This is a genomic window from Geodermatophilus sabuli (assembly GCF_900215145.1).
GTDB classification, from domain to species: Bacteria; Actinomycetota; Actinomycetes; order Mycobacteriales; family Geodermatophilaceae; genus Geodermatophilus; species Geodermatophilus sabuli.
Window position 1 is genome coordinate 137,532 of the sequence record NZ_OBDO01000002.1, and the last position, 18,978, is coordinate 156,509.

The following is an 18,978-nucleotide window of genomic DNA, read 5'->3' on the forward strand; positions in this document are numbered from 1 at the left end:
CGCGCGGAGTCGCGTGCAGCACAATTCGGGAGACGCCGCACTGACCTGCGCGCGACCATTCCGCCGTGACCGAGATCTCACTCCTGGGTTGGACGCCGGAACGTGCGGCGGAGCTGCCGCCCGGGTGTGCGCCGGGCCGGGTGGCGCGGGTCGACCGCGGCCGCCTGACCGTGCTCACCGCCGACGGTGAGCTGCGCGCCCACCCCGGGGCCGCGCTGCTCGCCGACACCGGTCCCGCGGTCGGCGACTGGGTGGCCCTGCGCGGGGAGCTCGCCGTCGCGGTGCTGCCCCGCCGGACGGCGTTCACCCGCGTGATGGCCGGCCGGACGTCGGCTCCGCAGGTGGTGGCCGCCAACCTGGACACGGTCCTCGTCGTCGACGCCGCCACCGGCCCGCGGCGGACACGGCGGGTGGAGCGCTACCTGGCCGTCGCGTGGGGCAGCGGGGCGGTGCCGGTCGTCGTCCTCACCAAGGCAGACCTCTGCGACGACGTGCCCGCCCTGGCGCAGGAGGTGGCCGAGGCCGCCCTCGGCGTCGACGTCCTGCCGGTCAGCTCGGTGACGGGTGCCGGCGTCGCGGACGTCGCGGCCCGGATCGGACCCGGCCGGACGGCGGCCATGGTGGGGCCCTCCGGGGTGGGCAAGTCCAGCCTGGCCAACGCGCTGCTCGGGGTGCCGGTGATAGCCACCCGGGAGGTGCGGGAGAGCGACGGTCGCGGCCGGCACACCACCACCGCCCGCGAGCTGCACCTGCTGCCCGGCGGCGGGCTGCTGGTCGACACCCCCGGCATGCGCGAGCTCGGCCTGGTCGACGACGAGGGCATCGACACCGCCTATGCCGACGTCACCGACCTGGCCGCGCGGTGCCGGTTCCGCGACTGCGGGCACCGCGCGGAGCCGGGGTGCGCCGTCGCCGCCGCGATCGCCGACGGCCGGCTGGACCCGGCCCGCTACACCGCCTGGCGCAAGCTGCAGGCCGAGGCCCGCCGGCAGGCGTTGCGCTCCGACGCCCGCGCGCGGGCCACCGAGCACGCCCGCGTCCGGGCGCTGCACAAGGCGATGCGGGCCCAGCCCAACCGGGTGCGCTGATCCCCCCGTCGGTAGGGTCGCGGTCCGTGCGCGTGCTCGTGATCGGCTCCGGTGCCCGGGAGCACGCCCTGTGCGTCGCTCTGCACGACGACCCCGCCGTGACGGCGCTGGCCTGCGCGCCCGGCAACGCCGGTACCCGCGCGCTGGCCGAGGTGTGCGGCGGTGGACGGCCGCTGGACGTGGCCGACCCGGTCGCGGTCGCCGCGCTGGCCACCGGCTGGGGTGCCGACCTGGTGGTCGTCGGCCCGGAGGTGCCGCTGGTGGCCGGGGCCGCCGACGCCGTCCGGGACGCCGGGATCGCCTGCTTCGGACCGTCCGCCGAGGCGGCCCAGCTCGAGGGCAGCAAGTCCTTCGCCAAGCACGTGATGACCGCCGCGGGAGTGCCCACCGCCCGTGCGTGGCCGGTCGGCGGCCCGGCGGAGCTGGAGACCGCGCTGGACGAGGCGGCGGCCGTGGGCGGGGGCCCCTACGTGGTGAAGGACGACGGGCTGGCCGCGGGCAAGGGCGTCGTCGTCACGACCGACCGGGACGCCGCCGTCGCCCACGGACACCGCGTCCTGGAGGCCGGTGGCGCGGTGCTCGTCGAGGAGTACCTCGACGGCCCCGAGGTCTCGCTGTTCGCCGTCACCGACGGGACGACGGTCCTCCCGCTGGTGCCCGCGCAGGACGCCAAGCGGCGCGACGACGGAGACGCGGGGCCCAACACCGGCGGGATGGGCGCCTACGCGCCGTTGCCCTGGGCGCCGCCGGGTCTGGTCGACGAGGTGCTGGCCACCGTGCTGCAGCCGACCGTCGACGAGATGGCCCACCGCGGCGAGCCGTTCGCCGGCCTGCTGTACGCCGGGCTGGCCCTGACCTCGCGCGGCGTGCGGGTCGTGGAGTTCAACGCCCGCTTCGGCGACCCGGAGACCCAGGTGGTGCTGCCGCTGCTGGAGACCCCGCTGGCCGGGCTGCTGCACGCGGCGGCCACCGGCACGCTGGCCGACCACCCGCCGCTGCGCTGGCGGTCCGGCGCGGCGGTCACCGTGGTCGTCGCCGCGCCGGGCTACCCGGAGCGGCCGCGCACCGGCGACCCGATCACCGGCGCGGACGCGGAGGGCGTGCTGCACGCGGGCACCACGGTGGACGCGGACGGGACGGTCCGGTCCGCCGGTGGCCGGGTGCTCGCGGTGACCGGGGTCGGTGCCGACCTGGCCGCCGCGCGGCAGCTGGCCTACGAGCGGGTGGCCGGGATCCGGCTGGCCGACGCGCACTGGCGCACCGACATCGCGCTGGCCGCCGTCGAAGGCCGCATCAGCGTCACCTGACCGGTCAGGACGTCGCGTCCGGCCCCGTCCCGGGTCCGCTCACTCCGCGGTCACCGCCGGCCGCGCCCGCTGCGGGCGCGGCTCGGGGGGCCGCGGCCCGTCGTGCCGCCGGCTCAGGTAGGTGCCGGCGACGTTGGCGCAGGCCACCAGCGGCACGGCGATGAGGGCGCCGAAGATGCCGGCGACCAGCAGGCCAGCGGCGATCGCCAGGACGACCGCCAGCGGGTGCACGCGCACCGCCCGCCCGAGCAGCAGCGGCTGCAGCACGTGCCCCTCCAGCTGCATGACCGCCACCACGACGGCCAACGCGATGAGGGCGGTGATCGGCCCCTTGGACACCAGCGCCACCAGCACCGCCACCGAGCCGGCGAGGAACGACCCGATGATCGGGATGAACGCGCCGAGGAACACCAGCGCGGCCAGCGGGATGACCAGCGGCACGCCCAGGACGGCCAGGCCGATGCCGATGCCCAGCGCGTCGACCAGGGCGACGGCGACGGTCGCGCGCACGTAGGAGATGAGCGTGCGCCACGAGCGGCGGGCGGCCTCGTCGACGTAGGCCCGGGCGTCGGCCGGGCACAGGCCGAGCAGCCACAGCCAGATGGAGCGGCCGTCCTTGAGGAAGAAGAAGAGCGTGAACAGCGCCAGCACGATCCCGGTGAAGACCTCGCCCACGGTCGCCGCCGTGGTGAGCGCCCCCGAGGTGAGCGTGTCCTGGTTGGCCACCAGCGCGTCCTGCGCAGCGGTCAGCGCCTCGTCGATCTGCCGCTGCGACACCGGGAAGCTGTCGACGACGAAGTCGCGGACCTGGGTCAGGCCCTGGTTCACCTGGTCGGCCAGGTCGGAGAAGCCGGCGGTGAACCGCTCCACGACCAGCGTGATGATCCCGGCGACGACGGCGAGCCCGACGATGAGCATCGTCAGCGCGGCCAGGGACCGGCGCCAGCCGCGTCGCACCAGGGCGGCGGCACCGGGCTGGAGCAGGGCCGACAGCAGCAGCGCCACGAACACCGGCACGACGACGACGGCGACGTAGGCGGCGGCGTAGAGCAGCACGAAGATGCCGGCGATCACCACGATCAGCCGCCAGGACCACGCGGCGGCGATCCGCAGACCGGCCGGGACGACGGCGTCGTCGGCGCTCCGGCGGTCGGCGCCGGTGAGCCGGCGGGCGTGCTGGCCGGACCGGTGCGGGCGGCCGCCGGCCGGGGGGCCGCTCACCCCGCCGGGGCCGATCGGGCCGTCGAGGTCCGGGGCGCCCGGTTCGGGGCTGCCCAGTGGCGGCGCGTCGCCGTCCCCGGTGGCCGCGTCGGTGGCCGGCGCGGCGGGGACGTCGTCGTGCACGAGGATCGCGCGGTCGTCGTCCCGCTCCGGCCAGCCGTGCGGGTCGTGCTCGGCGGCCGCGCGGATGCGCTCGCGCGCCCGGGCCACCAGGGAGGACGCCCGTCGCAGCATCGGTACCTCCGGCGGGCAGTAGGGGCCGTCATGATCACGGTAGCCCTGCGGGAGGATGTCCCCGTGGAGCGACGAGCTGACCGGTGGCGGGCGGTACCCCGATGATCGAGCGCTACACGCTCCCCGAGATGGGCCGGGTCTGGAGCGACCAGCACAAGTACGAGCTGTGGTGCCGGGTCGAGACCCTCGTGCTCGAGGCGCACGCCGCGGCCGGGCGCGTCCCCGCCGACGTCGTGGAGCCCGTGCGCAACGCGGCGCCGCCGACCCCCGAGCGGGTCGCGGAGGTCGAGGAGACGACGCAGCACGACGTCATCGCCTTCCTCACCGCGTGGGCGGACAACACCGAGCCGCGGTCGGCGGCGGCGTTCGTGCACCACGGCATGACGTCGTCGGACCTGCTCGACACCGCGCTGGCGGTGCAGCTGACGGAGGCCACCGACCTGCTGCTGGCGCGGATGGACCGGCTGGTCGCGGTGCTCCGCGACCACGCGCTGGCCCACCGGCACACGATCAAGGTGGGCCGGACCCACGGGGTGCACGCCGAGCCGGACGTGTGGGGCCACCGGGTCGCCGACATCGCCTTCGCCGCGGCCCGCTCGCGGGACCGGCTGCGAGCGGCCCGCGAACGGGTCGGCGTCGTCGCCATCTCCGGCGCCGTCGGCACGTACTCGCTCATCGACCCGTCGGTGGAGGTGGCGGTCGCGCGGGCGCTGGACCTGCGTCCCGCCGAGGCCTCCACCCAGGTGGTGCTGCGCGACTCGGTCAGCGAGTGGGTCGCGGCGCTGGCGATCATCGCGACCGTCTGCGAGACGGTGGCGCTGGAGGTCCGGCACGGGCAGCGGACCGAGGTGCGCGAGCTGTCGGAGGCGTTCGGCTCCGGCCAGAAGGGCTCCAGCGCGATGCCGCACAAGAAGAACCCGATCCGCTCCGAGCGCATCGCCGGCCTCGCCCGGGTGGTGCGCGCCGCCGTCGTCCCGGTGATGGAGGGCATCCCGCTGTGGCACGAGCGGGACATCTCGCACTCCTCCACCGAGCGGGTGTTCCTGCCCGACGCCGCGATCACCACCGACTACCTGCTGCACCTGACCACCGGCCTGGTGGAGGACCTGGTGGTGGACGCGGACCGGATGCGGGCCAACCTGGAGTCGACCGGCGGGCTGATCTACACCTCCTCGGTGCTGCTCGAGGTGGTGGAGGGCGGCCTGTCCCGCGAGGACGCCTACGCGCTGGTGCAGTCGGCGGCGATGGCGACGTGGAACACCGGGACGCCGTTCCGGACGACGCTGCGCGAGCGGGCCGCCGCCTCGGGTGTGACGCTCGACGAGAACCGGCTGGACGAGATCTGCCGCCCGGAGCGGTACGTGGCCAACCTGGACCCGCTGTTCGAGCGGCTGGCCGCGCTCTCGTGAACGGACAGGAGCGTGAGCATCGCAGCGAGCGCCAGCGAGCGAGGAGCGGAGCGCGCCGCGGTGGTGAACCGGTGACGTCGTGAACCTCCCTCTCGTCGCCCGCGGCAAGGTCCGCGAGGTCTACGACGCCGGCTCCGGCCGGCTGCTGCTGGTGGCGTCGGACCGCATCTCGGCCTACGACCACGTGCTGCCCACCCCGATCCCCGACAAGGGGCGGGTCCTCACCGCGCTGTCGGTGTGGTGGTTCGGGCAGCTGACGCCGGTGCTGGACTCCTTCGGGGCGGCGCACCACCTCGTGTCGGCGTCGGACGTGCCGGCCGAGGTGGCCGGGCGGGCGATGCTCGTGCGGCGGCTGTCGATGCTGCCGGTCGAGTGCGTGGCGCGCGGCTACCTGTCGGGGTCGGGGACGGTGGAGTACGCGCGCACCGGGGCCATCCGGGACGTCGCGCTGCCCGCCGGGCTGGTCGAGGGCTCCCAGCTGCCCGAGCCGGTGTTCACGCCGTCCACCAAGGCGGAGCTGGGCGAGCACGACGAGGCCATCGACTTCGCCGCGGTGGAGGCCGCCGTGGGGGCCGACCGGGCCGCCGAGCTGCGGGAGCTGACCCTGGCGCTCTACCGCCGCGGCGCGGAGATCGCGCGGGAGGCGGGGATCATCCTGGCCGACACGAAGTTCGAGTTCGGCCTGGACGGCGACGGCCGGCTGACCCTCGGCGACGAGGTGCTCACCCCCGACTCCTCCCGCTTCTGGCCGGCGCTCACCTGGTCGCCGGGCGACGCGCAGCCCTCGTACGACAAGCAGTACGTGCGCGACTGGCTGACGGCGTCCGGCTGGGACCGGGTCTCCCCGCCGCCGGAGCTCCCGGCCGACGTGGTCGAGGCGACCCGCGAGCGCTACGTGACCGCCTACGAGCAGCTGACCGGCACCACGTTCCGCTGAAGGCCACTACGGTCCGCTGACGTGCAACTGACGCGCGCGGGCATCTCCTCCCGGTGCGGCGGGTCCGGGAACGACCTGCTGCTCCTCCTGCACGGGCTGGGCGCCACGGGCGCGGTGTGGAACCGGTTGCTGCCGCTGGTGGAGGCCTCGTGGCCGGGGTCGTGGGCGGTGCCCGACCTGCGCGGCCACGGCCGGTCGGTGGCCGAGCCGCCCTACGGGTACGCGATGCACGCCGCCGACGTGGCCGGGCTGGCGGTCGAGGCCGGGGCCGCGCGGGTGACCGTGCTGGGGCACTCCTTCGGCGGCGTCGTCGGGGCGGTGCTGGCCGGTGGGTGGTACGGCGTCGAGGTGACCCGCGTGGTCGCCGTCGGCGTCAAGATCGACTGGACGGACGACGAGGTGACCCGCGCCCGGTCGCTCGCCGCGCGCCCCCGGCAGGTCTTCCCCACCGCCGCCGAGGCCGCCGACCGGCACCTGCGGCTGGCCGGTCTGAGCGGCCTGGTGGCGCCGGACGACCCGGTCGCGCTGGCCGGCGTCCAGGAGGTCGACGGCGGGTTCGCGCCCGCGCTCGACCCGCGCGCGTTCGCCGCGGTCGGGCCGCCGGTGGAGACGGTGCTCTCCCGGGCGGTCGCGCCGCTGCGGCTGGCCGCCGGGGCCGCCGACCCGATGGTCGGGCTCGAGGCGATGCGCCGGGTGGACCCGGACGCGGTGCTCGTCGAGGGCGCCGGCCACAACGCCCACTGGGAGGCCCCCGACGCCGTCTGGTCCCTCCTCGTCGGTTGACGCGGCTGCCCCTCGTCCCGCCGAGATCGCCGGTCTCGGCACCTCTCGCCGTCGATGCCGCCGAGATCGCCGATCTCGGCAAGAGCCTGTGGACGACGGCAGCGAGGGGATGCCGATTGCGGCAGCCTCCCCGCGGTGCCCAGCCGTCGCCCGCGATCCCGGCTCACCGGTCCCGCCACCCGTGCCCTCGCCCGCTCCGCGGGGATCTCCGACCGGGGGCTCCGGCACCCCGCCGTCGCACGGCTGTCGCGCGACACCTACCTGCCCCGGGCTCTGACAGGTGACCGGGAGGCCCGGCTCGCCGCGGTGCTGCTGACCGCGCCGCCCGGTGCCGTCCTCAGCCACCTGACCGCGGCGGACCTGTGGGGCGTCCAGGTCCCGCTGAGGGACCGGGCCGACGTGCGCACGCACCTCATCGTGCCCGGGGGGTCATCGGCCGGCAGCCGGCGCGACCGCCAGGTGCACCGCACACCGCTCACCGAGGACGAGACGACCCGCGTGTCCCGGCTGCCCGTGACCACCCCGGCGCGCACGTGGCGCGACCTGGCCGGCGTGCTGCCGCCCGAGGCGCTGCTCGCCGTCACCGACCAGTTGCTGGACGGGCGGTGTTCCCGCGCCGACCTCGCGCACCAGCTGGCTCGGCGTCCCACCGGCCGGGGCTGCGGGCGGGCGCGCGACGTGCTGCCGGTGGGCGATCCACGGGCCGAGTCGCCGATGGAGTCGGTGCTCCGGTGGCTGGTCCACGCGGCCGGCCTGCCGGCGCCCGTGCTGCAGTACGTCGTCCGCGACGCCTCCGGCACGGCATTGGGGCGCGCCGACCTGGCGTGGCCGGAGCGCAGGGTCCTCGTGGAGTTCGACGGCGACGTCCACCGCGAACGCGACGTGTTCGTCAACGACCTGCGCCGCCAGAACAGGCTCGTCGCGGCGGGATGGACGGTCCTGCGGTTCACGTCGGCCGACGTCCTGGGCCGGGCGGACGAGGTGGTCGCCGAGATCAGGCGGGCCCTGCGCTGACGAGATCGGCGGTCTCGGCGCCATGGTGTGCTGATCCCGCCGAGATCGCCGATCTCGGCGGGAGTCCGGGGAGCCGGCGAGGGACAGCGCGCGGGGAGAGCAGCATCACCCGCACCCCGGCCGGTGGGCCGCGTCACCCCGGTACGCTCGACCGCGTGCCCCAGGTGGTCGTCGACGTCGTGTTGAAGCCGGAGATCTCCGACCCCCAGGGTCAGGCGGTGCTGGGAGCGCTGGGCCGGCTCGGCCACGACAGCATCCGCAGCGTCCGCCAGGGCAAGCACTTCGTGCTCGAGGTCGACGGGACGCCGGACGAGGCGGAGCTGAAGCAGATCGCCGAGACACTGCTGGCCAACCCCGTCATCGAGGACGTCGAGCTGCACCTCCCGACCGACTGAACGGAACCGCTGTGCGCATCGGTGTCATCACCTTCCCGGGCTCCCTGGACGACGTCGACGCCGTGCGCGCGGTGCGGCTGGCCGGCGCGGAGTCGGTGCCGCTCTGGCACGCCGAGCACGACCTCGAGGGCGTCGACGCCGTCGTCCTCCCCGGGGGCTTCTCCTACGGCGACTACCTGCGCGCGGGCGCGATCGCGGCGCGGGCGCCGATCATGCAGGACGTCGTCGACCGGGCCCGCCAGGGCATGCCGGTGCTCGGCATCTGCAACGGCTTCCAGGTGCTCTGCGAGGCCGGCCTGCTGCCCGGCGCGCTCACCCGCAACGGACACCTGCACTTCCGCAACCGCGACCAGGCGCTGCGCATCGAGCGCGCCGACACCGCGTGGACGCACGACTACGCGACCGGCCAGCGGATCGTCGTCCCGGTGAAGAACGGTGAGGGCCGCTACGTCGCCGCGCCCGCCGACCTCGACCGCATCGAGGGCGAGGGCCGGGTCGTCGTCCGGTACGTCGACGGCAACCCGAACGGCTCGATGCGCGACATCGCCGGGGTGACCAGCGAGGACGGCCGCGTCGTCGGCCTCATGCCCCACCCGGAGCACGCGGTCGAGGACCTCACCGGCCCGAGCACCGACGGGCTCGGCTTCTTCACCAGCGTCGTGACGGCGATGGTGGCGGCGTGAGCACCGACAGCGCGACGCAGGGCCTCTCCGACCTCGACACCGGGCCCGGCCGGCTCAGCCACCGGCTCGACACCGTCGAGCTCGCCGCGAGCACCCCGGACGACGAGCAGCCGTTCGCCGAGCTCGGGCTCGAGGCCGACGAGTACGCCCGCATCAGGGACATCCTCGGCCGCCGCCCCACCACCGCCGAGCTGGCGATGTACAGCGTCATGTGGAGCGAGCACTGCTCCTACAAGTCCAGCAAGGTGCACCTGCGCCGCTTCGGCGACCTGCCGCCGAGTGACGCGCTGCTGGTCGGCATCGGCGAGAACGCCGGCGTCGTCGACGTGGGCGACGGCTACGCGGTCACCTTCAAGGTCGAGTCGCACAACCACCCGAGCTACGTGGAGCCCTACCAGGGCGCGGCCACCGGGGTCGGTGGCATCGTCCGCGACATCCTGACCATGGGCGCCCGCCCGGTCGCGGTCATGGACTCGCTCCGCTTCGGCCGCGCCGACGCCCCCGACACCGCCCGCGTGCTGCCCGGCGTCGTCGCCGGCGTGGGCGGCTACGGCAACTGCCTGGGCCTGCCCAACATCGGCGGCGAGCTGCTGTTCGACGACTGCTACGTGGGCAACCCGCTGGTCAACGCGCTGTGCGTCGGCGTCATGAGGCACGAGGACGTCCGGCTGGCCAAGGCCGAGGGCGTCGGCAACAAGGTCATCCTGTTCGGGGCACGCACGGGCGGGGACGGCATCGGCGGCGTGAGCGTCCTGGCGTCGGAGACCTTCGACGCCGAGGGCCCGGCCAAGCGGCCCAGCGTGCAGGTCGGTGACCCGTTCACCGAGAAGCTGCTCATCGAGGCGTGCCTGGAGATCTTCGCCGCGGACCTCGTCACCGGCATCCAGGACCTCGGCGGCGCCGGCCTGTCCTGCGCCACGAGCGAGCTGGCCAGCGCCGGCACCGGCGGCATGCACGTCGACCTGGACACCGTGCCGCTGCGCGACTCCACGCTCACCCCGGCCGAGATCCTGATGAGCGAGTCGCAGGAGCGCATGTGCGCGATCGTCGAGCCGGACAAGGTCGACGCCTTCCTCGCCGTCTGCCGCAAGTGGGACGTGCTGGCCACCGTCATCGGTGAGGTCACCGACGGCGACCGGCTCACCGTCGACTGGCACGGCGAGCGCATCGTCGACGTCCCGCCGCGGACCGTCGCCCACGAGGGCCCGGTCTACGAGCGGCCGATGGCCCGCCCGGCCGACCTCGACGCCCTGCAGGCCGACGACCCGGCCGCGCTGCCGCGCCCGCAGACGCCCGAGGAGCTCACCGCCCACTGGCTGGCCGTCGTCGCCAGCCCGGACGGCGCGGACAAGTCCTGGGTCACCGAGCAGTACGACCGCTACGTGCGTGGCAACACCGTGCTGGCCCAGCCCGACGACGCCGGCGTGGTCCGCATCGACGAGCAGACCCACCGCGGCATCGCGCTCGCCCTGGACGGCAACGGCCGCTACGCCCGGCTGGACCCGTACACCGGGGCGCAGCTCAACCTCGCCGAGGCCTACCGCAACGTCGCCGTCTCCGGCGCGCGCCCGCTGGCGGTCACCAACTGCCTGAACTTCGGCTCCCCGGAGGAGCCGGAGGTCATGTGGCAGTTCGCCGAGACCGTCCGCGGCCTGGCCGACGCCTGCCGCACCCTCGGCCTGCCGGTCACCGGCGGCAACGTGAGCCTCTACAACCAGACCGGCGACGTCCCGATCAACCCGACCCCGGTCATCGGCGTCCTCGGGGTGCACGAGGACGTCCGGCGCCGGGTGCCCACCGGCTGGCGGACGGCGGGGGAGACGGTGCTCCTGCTCGGCGAGACGAAGCCGGAGTTCGGCGGGTCCGCGTGGGCGTCGGTCGTGCACGGCCACCTCGGCGGCCGCCCGCCGGCGGTCGACCTCGAGGCCGAGCGCGCCCTCGGTGAGCTGCTCGCCGCCCTGTCCCGCCAGGGCCTGGTCGGCTCCGCGCACGACCTCGCCGACGGCGGCCTCGCGCAGGCGCTGGCCGAGTCGGCGCTGCGGTACGGCGTCGGCGCCCGGCTGGGCCTGTCCGGGGACCCTTTCCCCGCGCTGTTCAGCGAGTCCGCCGCGCGCGCCGTCGTCACCACGTCGGACCCCGAGGCGGTGCGGACCGCCGCCGAGGCGGCCGGTGTCACCGTCACCGAGCTCGGGACGACGGGCGGCGACGTGCTCGCGGTCGAGGGCGTGGGCGAGCTGCCGCTGGCCGGGCTGCGCGCCGCGTGGAGCGCCACCCTGCCCGCGCTGTTCGGGTCGCCCGAGGCCACGGTGGGCAGGGTGCCGGCGGGGACCGTCCCCACGAGCTGATGCCCGGCCCCATCCCCGCCGAGGAGCTGCGGGCGGCGCTGGCGCCCACGCTGGCCTGGCTGGCGGGGGAGGCCGAGCAGCCGCCCCGGTCGGTGGTGGGCGTCGCGGTGAAGACCAGCGCCCGCTGGCTGGCCCAGCAGGTGCCCGGGCGTTCGGTGGAGCTCCGGGTGCCCCCGCACGTCGCCGTCCAGTGCGTGCCCGGGCCGCGGCACACCCGTGGCACCCCGCCCAACGTGGTCGAGACCGACGCGGCCACCTGGCTGCGGCTGGCCAGTGGCCGGCTCGACTGGGCGACCGCCGTCGCCGACGGGCTGCTCACCGCCAGCGGCAACCGCGCCGACCTCTCCGACCACCTGCCCCTGCCACCCCTCCAGTGACCGTGTCAGGGGCAGAAGTGGCCATTTCTGCCCCTGGACGGCGAACGGCGGGCGCCCCCGCGTGGAGGCACCCGCCGTTCGGTGTGGTCGTCCGGTTCAACCGGTGAAGAGGCTGGCCGCCGTCTTGACCGTCTGGAACAGCCCGTAGGCCAGCGGGACGCCGACGAGGGCCCAGGCGAAGGCGATGAGCCCCGCCGGGGTGTGGGTGGGCTGCTGGTCGCGTGCGGGGGAACTCATCGGGTGGCACTCCGTTCGTGGTCGGCGCGGGCGGTGGCGGGGGTGGTGGCCTTCGGCTCGTGCCACTTGCTGGCGACCGGCCGGACCAGCAGGTTCGCGATGAACCCGACCGCGAGCAGGCCGACCATGATGAACAGCGCGGGCCGGTAGTTGGCCGCGACCAGCTCGCCGGGGGTGCCCTGGGTGTCCAGCACGCTGTTGATGATCAGCGGCCCCGCGATACCGGCGGCCGACCACGCGGTCAGCAGCCGGCCGTGGATGGCGCCGACCTGGAAGGTGCCGAACAGGTCACGCAGGTAGGCCGGGATGGTGGCGAACCCGCCTCCGTAGAACGAGATGATGATCGCGGCCAGGATGACGAACACCCAGGTGGCGCTGCTGCCGACGGTCGCCAGCAGGACGTAGAGCACCAGCCCGCCACCCAGGTAGACCATGTAGATCGGCTTGCGGCCGATGAAGTCCGACGTCGTCGACCAGGCGAACCGGCCGCCCATGTTGAACAACGACAGCAGGCCCACGAAGCCGGTGGCGGCCGCACCCGCGACGAGGGAGCTGCCGTCCTGCCGGAAGAAGTCCTGGATCATCGGGCTGGCCTGCTCCAGGATCCCGATGCCCGCGGTGACGTTGCAGAACAGGACGATCCACAGCAGCCAGAACTGCGGCGTCCTGATCGCGTTGCCGGCCGACACGCTCTCGGTGGTGACCAGCGCCTTCTGCTTCACCGACGCCGGGTCGAAGCCCGCAGGGCGCCAGTCGTCGGCCGGCACCCGGACGATGAACGCGCCGAACATCATGTAGACCAGGTAGACGGCGGCCAGGGTGAAGAAGAGGGCCGAGACCGCACCGCCGGTGGGCACGGACGTCGGGTCGGCACTGTCGTAGCTCGGGTCGTAGAACCCCATGAGCTGGCGGGAGAGCGGTGAGGCGATCAGCGCACCGCCGCCGAAGCCCATGATCGCCATGCCGGTGGCCAGGCCGGGCCGGTCGGGGAACCACTTGATCAGCGTGGAGACCGGGGAGATGTAACCGATGCCCAGGCCGATGCCGCCGAGGACGCCGTAGCCGAAGTACAGCAGCCACAACTGCTGGGTCTCGATGCCCAGCCCGCCGACGAGGAAGCCGGTCACCCAGAAGCAGGCGGAGGTGAACATCGCCGCGCGCGGGCCGTTGCGGTCCACCCACGTGCCGAAGAGCGCGGCGGAGACGCCGAGCATGACGATGGCGATCGAGAAGATGATGCCGATCGCGGTCAGGCTCGCGTCGAAGTGCTCCACCAGCGCCGTCTTGTAGACGCTGGTCGCGTAGGCCTGGCCGATGCACAGGTGCACGGCCAGTGCGGCCGGCGGGATCAGCCACCGGTTGAACCCGGGTCGGGCCACGATGCGCTCGCGCGCCAGGAAACTCGGTACTGCCACGGACGGACCTCCGGTCGAGGGGTGGCCCCGGCTGCACCGGGGTGCGTCACGGGCTCACGCCCACGAAGCCCCGGGGACGTTACGACGGGCCCGGACCTGCCGCGCGGCGACCGTGACCGTTCCGTTGCGAACTCAACGACCGTGGCGGTGCTTCCGCATGCCGGGAGCGGCCGTGGCGGCGTCCGGGGCCCGATCTAGGCTGCCCGCATGGCCTATGAGGTGAAGGGCGTCGTCGCCCGCAGCAAGGGTGCTCCGGTCACCGTCGAGACGATCATCGTCCCCGACCCCGGCCCGGGTGAGGCCGTCGTGGACATCCAGGCGTGCGGGGTCTGCCACACCGACCTGCACTACCGCGAGGGCGGGATCAACGACGAGTTCCCGTTCCTGCTGGGCCACGAGGCCGCCGGCGTCGTCTCCGCCGTCGGTGCGGGCGTCACCAACGTCGCCGTCGGCGACTACGTGGTCCTCAACTGGCGCGCGGTGTGCGGGGAGTGCCGTGCCTGCCGCAAGGGCGCGCTGCAGTACTGCTTCAACACCCACAACGCCAGCCAGAAGATGACCCTGGCCGACGGCACCGAGCTGTCCCCGGCGCTGGGCATCGGCGCGTTCGTGGAGAAGACGCTGGTCCACTCCGGCCAGTGCACCAAGGTCGACCCGGCCGCCCCGCCGACCGCCGCCGGGCTGCTGGGATGCGGCGTGATGGCCGGCGTGGGTGCGGCCATCAACACCGGGGCGGTCCAGCGCGGCGAGTCCGTGGCCGTCTTCGGCTGCGGCGGCGTCGGGGACGCCGCGATCGCCGGGGCGAAGCTGGCCGGCGCGACGACGATCATCGCCGTCGACATCGACGACCGGAAGCTGGAGTGGGCCAAGAAGTTCGGTGCCACCCACACGGTCAACAGCAAGAACACCGACGCGGTGGAGGCCATCAAGGGCCACACCGGCGGCTTCGGCGTGGACGTCGCGATCGACGCCGTCGGCCACCCGGCCGTGTTCGAGCAGGCGTTCTACGCCCGCGACCTGGCCGGCCGTGTGGTGCTGGTCGGGGTCCCGACGCCGGACATGACGATCGAACTGCCGCTGATCGAGGTCTTCGGCCGCGGTGGCGCGACGAAGTCCTCCTGGTACGGCGACTGCCTGCCCAGCCGCGACTTCCCGATGCTCATCGACCTGTACCTGCAGGGCCGCTTCCCGCTCGACGACTTCGTCTCCGAGACGATCGGCATCGACGACGTCGACGCCGCCTTCGAGAAGATGCACCACGGCGAGGTGCTGCGTTCGGTGGTCGTCTTCAAGTGACCGCGAAGACGACGGGCGAGCGAGCATCGCAGCGAGGAACGAGCGAGGAGCGGAACGAGTCCGGAGTCGAGTCATGAGCACCGCGAGGATCGACAAGACCGTCGTCAGCGGGGTCTTCAGCCTCGACGGGCAGGACTTCGACGTCGACAACAACGTCTGGCTGGTCGGCGACGACAGCGAGGTGCTCGTCATCGACGCCCCGCACGACGCCGCGCCGATCCTCGAGGCGGTCGGCGGGCGCACGGTGAAGGCGATCGTGCTCACCCACGGGCACAACGACCACATCACCGCCGCGGTGGCGCTGCGCGAGGCCACCGGGGCGCCGATCTGGTTCAACCCGGCCGACCGGATGCTGTGGGACGTCGTCCACCCGGATGCCGCCCCCGACCACGAGCTGGCCGAGGGCACCCGGTTCGAGATCGCCGGGACGACGCTGACGGCGCTGCACACCCCCGGCCACTCGCCGGGCAGCACCTGCCTGCACGCGCCGGACCTCAACACGGTGTTCACCGGGGACACGCTGTTCTGCGGCGGCCCCGGCGCCACCGGGCGGTCCTACAGCGACAAGCCGACGATCCTGGAGTCGATCCGGGCCCGGTTGCTGACGCTGCACGGCGACACCGTCGTCAAGACCGGCCACGGCGACGACACCACCGTCGCCGCCGAGACCGACAACATCCACTGAGCGGTCCGGCGGCCGGGTCCTCTGGTCACCTCAGGTGACCGGCACACGTCGCTGGGCGGAGGCGAAGCCCAGCCACGTGTGCCGGTTGCCGGCCCAGCACCAGCCGACCTTCGGGGCGTCGCGCCGCTCGCGGCCGTCGCGGCCGGTGCCGTTGCTGATCCACAGCGCCGGGGTCCGGGCGTCCAGCGCCCCGTTCGGCCGGCGCCGCCGCGAGGCGATCGTCATGAAGCAGTGGTTGCGGTCGAGGACCTCGGGCGCCTGCAGCACCCAGTGGATGCCCTCCGTCAGCGTCAGCGGCGTCCGGCCGGCGCCGGTGAGCGCCGGCAGCGCCTCGTCAGGGCTCCAGTTCGCCATCGCGTCCCCACGGTCCAGGCCCTCCAGCACGTAGACCGGCCCGGAGGGCAGCTCGACACCCTCGATCGGGACGAAGGCGTCGACGTCCGTCATGTCGGTCACGACGAAACCGCGGCGGCCCCGCAGCTCCAGCAGCGGCGCGAGCGCCGAGGCCGGCGCCCGGTCGGGGGACAGCACGAGCAGCGCGCCGGTGGTCTGCACGTGTGCGGCACAACTGCGCAGGTCCGCGGCCGACAGCCCGGCCACCTCGTGCGCGCCGAGGGTGATCAGCCGCTCGGCCTGGTCGGTGGTGGTGGGCAGGGCGGTCGGCACGGGCACCTCCGGTGCAGCGTGGGACGGGGCTGGGGGTCAACGCGCCGGCCGCCGTCCCGGGTTCCCGGGGTGGCGACGCGGAGGACCGCGGGGACGTGGGCACGGTCACCCTGTGGATGCCGGGTGATGGGGCCCACCCCGGTACCGTGGGGTGCGTGCCTCGCGGTGATGGACGGCTGACGCACGACCTCGACCCCCAGTCTCCCGGACCCCAGGACGCCTGTGGCGTCTTCGGCGTCTGGGCGCCGGGGGAGGAGGTCGCGAAGCTCACCTACTTCGGTTTGTACGCCCTGCAGCACCGAGGTCAGGAGGCGGCCGGGATCGCGGTGTCCGACGGCGCCTCGGTCGTCGTCTACAAGGACCTCGGGCTGGTCAGCCAGGTCTTCGACGAGGCGACCCTCAACAGCCTGCACGGGCACCTCGCCGTGGGGCACACCCGCTACTCGACGACCGGCGCGTCGACGTGGGAGAACGCCCAGCCCACGTTCCGCACCACCGACGCCGGCACCGGCCTGGCGCTGTGCCACAACGGCAACCTGGTGAACACCGCCGAGCTGGCCGTCACGGCCGCCGACGCCGGGGTGCGGGGGGTCTTCACCTCCACCACCGACTCCGACCTGGTGACGGCGCTCATCGCCGCCCGGCCCGACCTGTCGGTCGAGGCCGCCGCGATGGAGGTGCTGCCGCAGCTGCGCGGCGCCTTCAGCTTCACCTTCATGGACGAGACCACCCTGTACGCCGCCCGCGACCCGCAGGGCGTGCGCCCGCTGGTGCTGGGCCGGCTCGAGCGTGGCTGGGTGGTGGCCAGTGAGACCGCGGCCCTGGACATCGTGGGCGCCTCGATCGTGCGCGAGGTGGAGCCCGGGGAGCTGATCGCCATCGACGAGGACGGACTGCGCAGCCAGCACTTCGCGGCGGCCGAGCCGAAGGGCTGCGTCTTCGAGTACGTCTACCTGGCCCGCCCCGACACCACGATCAGCGGCCGCGGCGTGCACGCCGCGCGCGTGGAGATCGGTCGTCGGCTGGCCAAGGAGCACCCGGCGGACGCCGACCTGGTCATCCCGGTCCCGGAGTCGGGCACCCCGGCCGCGGTCGGGTACGCCGAGGCCAGCGGCATCCCCTACGGCCTCGGCCTGGTCAAGAACTCCTACGTGGGCCGGACCTTCATCCAGCCCTCGCAGACGATCCGCCAGCTGGGCATCCGGCTGAAGCTCAACCCGCTGCGCGACGTCATCCGTGGCAAGCGGCTGGTCGTCGTCGACGACTCGATCGTGCGGGGCAACACGCAGCGGGCGCTGATCCGCATGCTGCGGGAGGCCGGCGCGGTCGAGGTGCACGTGCGGATCTCCTCGCCGCCGGTGAAGTGGCCGTGCTTCTACGGCATCGACTTCGCCAGCCGGGCCGAGCTGATCGCCAACGGTCTGGACGTCGACGGCGTCCGGGCCTCGATCAACGCCGACTCGCTGGCCTACGTCTCCGAGCAGGGCCTGATCGCCGCCACCGAGCAGCCGGTGAACCGCCTGTGCACCGCGTGCTTCACCGGCCAGTACCCGATCCCGCTCGGCGAGACCGAGGTGCTGGGCAAGCACCTGCTGGAGGGCATCGGCCGGCGGGTGGACGCCACCACCACCCGGTCGGTCAGCGGCTGGACCGGCCAGCAGGCCGGCAGCGCCACCGTCCCCGGTGGTGCCGACGACGCCCTGAGCCGCCCGTGAGCGAGCGCGGGGGCGCCGGGGAGAGCGCGTTCACCTACGCCGCCTCCGGCGTCGACATCGACGCCGGGGAGCGGGCGGTCACCCTCATGCGGACGGCGGTGGAGGGCACCAACCGCCCGGAGGTCGTCGGCGGACTCGGCGGGTTCGCCGGACTGTTCGCCCTCGACACCGCGAAGTACCGCCGGCCGCTGCTGGCCTCCTCCACCGACGGCGTCGGCACCAAGATCGCCCTGGCCCGGGCCCTGGACCGGCACGACACGGTCGGCATCGACCTGGTCGCGATGGTCGTCGACGACCTGGTGGCCTGCGGCGCCGAGCCGCTGTTCCTGCAGGACTACGTCGCCTGTGGCCGGGTCGTGCCCGAGCGCATCGCCGCGATCGTCACCGGCATCGCCACCGGCTGCACGCAGGCCGGCGCGGCGCTGGTCGGCGGGGAGACCGCCGAGCACGGCGACCTCATGGGGGCCGACGACTACGACCTGGCCGCCACGGCCGTCGGTGTCGTCGAGGCCGACGCGGTCCTGGGCCCCGAGCGGGTCCGGTACGGCGACGCGGTGGTCGCGATGGCGTCCTCCGGCTTCCACTCCAACGGCTACTCCCTGGTCCGCCGGGTGGTCGCCGCCGCGGGCCTGGACCTGCACGCCACCCCGGCGGGCCTGTCCCGCCCGCTGGGCGAGGAGCTGCTCGAGCCCACCCGCATCTACGCGCTGGACTGCCTGGACCTGGTGGCGCAGTTCGGCGTCGACGGGGTGCACGCGTACGCCCACATCACCGGGGGCGGGCTGGCGGGCAACACCGCCCGCGTCGTCCCCGACGGCCTGGAGGCGGTGCTCGACCGGGGCACCTGGGCGCTGCCGGCGGCCGTGCGCCTGCTCGAGGAGCACGGGGTGCCGCGCACGGAGTCCGAGCGGGCCTTCAACTGCGGCGTCGGCATGGTCGCCGCCGTCGCACCCGAGGTCGCCGACGCCGTCGTGACCACGCTCACGGACCGCGGCGTGCCCGCCTGGGTCGCCGGCAGGGTGCAGCAGCGCACGACCGACACCGCCACGCGGCTGGTCGGCAGCCACCGCTGACGTCCGGCGCCTGCCCGTCGGGCCGGCGCCGCGAGGTGGGCGCGCAACGACACCGCCGCCCCCGGAGGAGCGGCGGTGTCGTTGCGGTCAGACCGGGA

18 protein-coding genes are annotated in these 18,978 nt (G+C 74.4%); 14 read left to right on the forward strand and 4 right to left on the reverse strand.

What is annotated here, in order from left to right:
* Positions 1-65 precede the first annotated feature (65 nt).
* Positions 66-1,088 carry a ribosome small subunit-dependent GTPase A gene (gene rsgA, locus CRP39_RS06210; protein WP_097205386.1) on the forward strand — a complete coding sequence of 341 codons (1,023 nt, stop codon included), beginning with the start codon at positions 66-68 and terminating at the stop codon, positions 1,086-1,088.
* Between the two features lie 26 nt (positions 1,089-1,114).
* A complete protein-coding gene (gene purD / locus CRP39_RS06215; protein ID WP_097205388.1) occupies positions 1,115-2,395 on the forward strand; it encodes a phosphoribosylamine--glycine ligase in 1,281 nt (426 codons plus the stop codon).
* A 39-nt stretch (positions 2,396-2,434) separates the two neighbouring features.
* Here the strand turns inward: purD and CRP39_RS06220 are convergent, their stop codons facing one another.
* On the reverse strand, positions 2,435-3,850 hold the full coding sequence (locus CRP39_RS06220; protein WP_097205389.1) for an AI-2E family transporter: 1,416 nt from the start codon (positions 3,848-3,850) through the stop codon (positions 2,435-2,437).
* 83 nt (positions 3,851-3,933) lie between these two features.
* On the opposite strand from CRP39_RS06220, the gene purB reads away from it, so the two are divergent.
* The 8 genes from purB (at position 3,934) to CRP39_RS06260 (ending at position 11,793) form a co-directional block, all read left to right on the forward strand.
* A complete protein-coding gene (gene purB / locus CRP39_RS06225) occupies positions 3,934-5,259 on the forward strand; it encodes an adenylosuccinate lyase (protein ID WP_245853640.1) in 1,326 nt (441 codons plus the stop codon).
* A 79-nt stretch (positions 5,260-5,338) separates the two neighbouring features.
* Positions 5,339-6,196 (forward strand): phosphoribosylaminoimidazolesuccinocarboxamide synthase, encoded by an 858-nt coding sequence (locus CRP39_RS06230; RefSeq protein ID WP_097205392.1) that lies wholly within the window; start codon positions 5,339-5,341, stop codon positions 6,194-6,196.
* A gap of 21 nt (positions 6,197-6,217) precedes the next feature.
* Positions 6,218-6,979: an alpha/beta fold hydrolase gene (locus CRP39_RS06235; RefSeq protein WP_216359634.1), complete on the forward strand. Its 762-nt coding sequence runs from the start codon at positions 6,218-6,220 to the stop codon at positions 6,977-6,979.
* 135 nt (positions 6,980-7,114) lie between these two features.
* Positions 7,115-7,993 carry a DUF559 domain-containing protein gene (locus tag CRP39_RS06240; protein ID WP_172442318.1) on the forward strand — a complete coding sequence of 293 codons (879 nt, stop codon included), beginning with the start codon at positions 7,115-7,117 and terminating at the stop codon, positions 7,991-7,993.
* 155 nt (positions 7,994-8,148) lie between these two features.
* The gene (gene purS / locus CRP39_RS06245; protein ID WP_097205395.1) at positions 8,149-8,388 is read left to right on the forward strand and encodes a phosphoribosylformylglycinamidine synthase subunit PurS; all 240 of its coding nucleotides are present in this window, start codon (positions 8,149-8,151) and stop codon (positions 8,386-8,388) included.
* An 11-nt stretch (positions 8,389-8,399) separates the two neighbouring features.
* The gene (gene purQ, locus CRP39_RS06250) at positions 8,400-9,071 is read left to right on the forward strand and encodes a phosphoribosylformylglycinamidine synthase subunit PurQ (RefSeq protein WP_097205397.1); all 672 of its coding nucleotides are present in this window, start codon (positions 8,400-8,402) and stop codon (positions 9,069-9,071) included.
* Complete coding sequence (gene purL / locus CRP39_RS06255) at positions 9,068-11,416, forward strand: phosphoribosylformylglycinamidine synthase subunit PurL (RefSeq protein ID WP_097205398.1); 2,349 nt, start codon at positions 9,068-9,070, stop codon at positions 11,414-11,416. The genes purQ and purL overlap by 4 nt, the downstream gene beginning before the upstream one ends.
* Positions 11,416-11,793: a sterol carrier family protein gene (locus CRP39_RS06260; RefSeq protein ID WP_097205400.1), complete on the forward strand. Its 378-nt coding sequence runs from the start codon at positions 11,416-11,418 to the stop codon at positions 11,791-11,793. The genes purL and CRP39_RS06260 overlap by 1 nt, the downstream gene beginning before the upstream one ends.
* A 96-nt stretch (positions 11,794-11,889) precedes the next feature.
* On the opposite strand, the gene CRP39_RS26705 is transcribed toward CRP39_RS06260, so the two are convergent.
* Both CRP39_RS26705 and CRP39_RS06265 read right to left on the reverse strand, forming a co-directional pair.
* Positions 11,890-12,030, reverse strand: a complete 141-nt coding sequence (locus tag CRP39_RS26705) for an MFS transporter small subunit (RefSeq protein WP_172442319.1) — start codon at positions 12,028-12,030, stop codon at positions 11,890-11,892.
* Positions 12,027-13,445: an OFA family MFS transporter gene (locus CRP39_RS06265; RefSeq protein WP_097205402.1), complete on the reverse strand. Its 1,419-nt coding sequence runs from the start codon at positions 13,443-13,445 to the stop codon at positions 12,027-12,029. Before CRP39_RS06265 ends, CRP39_RS26705 begins: the two co-directional genes overlap by 4 nt.
* Positions 13,446-13,652: 207 nt before the next feature.
* Between CRP39_RS06265 and CRP39_RS06270 the strand changes: the two genes are divergently transcribed.
* Together CRP39_RS06270 and CRP39_RS06275 are read left to right on the forward strand one after the other, a co-directional pair.
* Positions 13,653-14,741, forward strand: coding sequence for an S-(hydroxymethyl)mycothiol dehydrogenase (locus CRP39_RS06270; RefSeq protein ID WP_097205403.1), 1,089 nt, complete (start codon positions 13,653-13,655; stop codon positions 14,739-14,741).
* Between the two features lie 73 nt (positions 14,742-14,814).
* On the forward strand, positions 14,815-15,426 hold the full coding sequence (locus tag CRP39_RS06275; RefSeq protein ID WP_097205405.1) for an MBL fold metallo-hydrolase: 612 nt from the start codon (positions 14,815-14,817) through the stop codon (positions 15,424-15,426).
* A gap of 30 nt (positions 15,427-15,456) precedes the next feature.
* Here CRP39_RS06275 and CRP39_RS06280 read toward each other — a convergent pair whose 3' ends face one another.
* Positions 15,457-16,092: a DUF5701 family protein gene (locus tag CRP39_RS06280; protein ID WP_245853643.1), complete on the reverse strand. Its 636-nt coding sequence runs from the start codon at positions 16,090-16,092 to the stop codon at positions 15,457-15,459.
* A 155-nt stretch (positions 16,093-16,247) separates the two neighbouring features.
* Here CRP39_RS06280 and purF point away from each other — a divergent pair, with 155 nt between their 5' ends.
* Positions 16,248-17,807 carry an amidophosphoribosyltransferase gene (purF, locus tag CRP39_RS06285; protein ID WP_097205855.1) on the forward strand — a complete coding sequence of 520 codons (1,560 nt, stop codon included), beginning with the start codon at positions 16,248-16,250 and terminating at the stop codon, positions 17,805-17,807.
* A complete protein-coding gene (purM, locus tag CRP39_RS06290; protein ID WP_097205408.1) occupies positions 17,804-18,880 on the forward strand; it encodes a phosphoribosylformylglycinamidine cyclo-ligase in 1,077 nt (358 codons plus the stop codon). Before purF ends, purM begins: the two co-directional genes overlap by 4 nt.
* Positions 18,881-18,978: the final 98 nt, after the last annotated feature.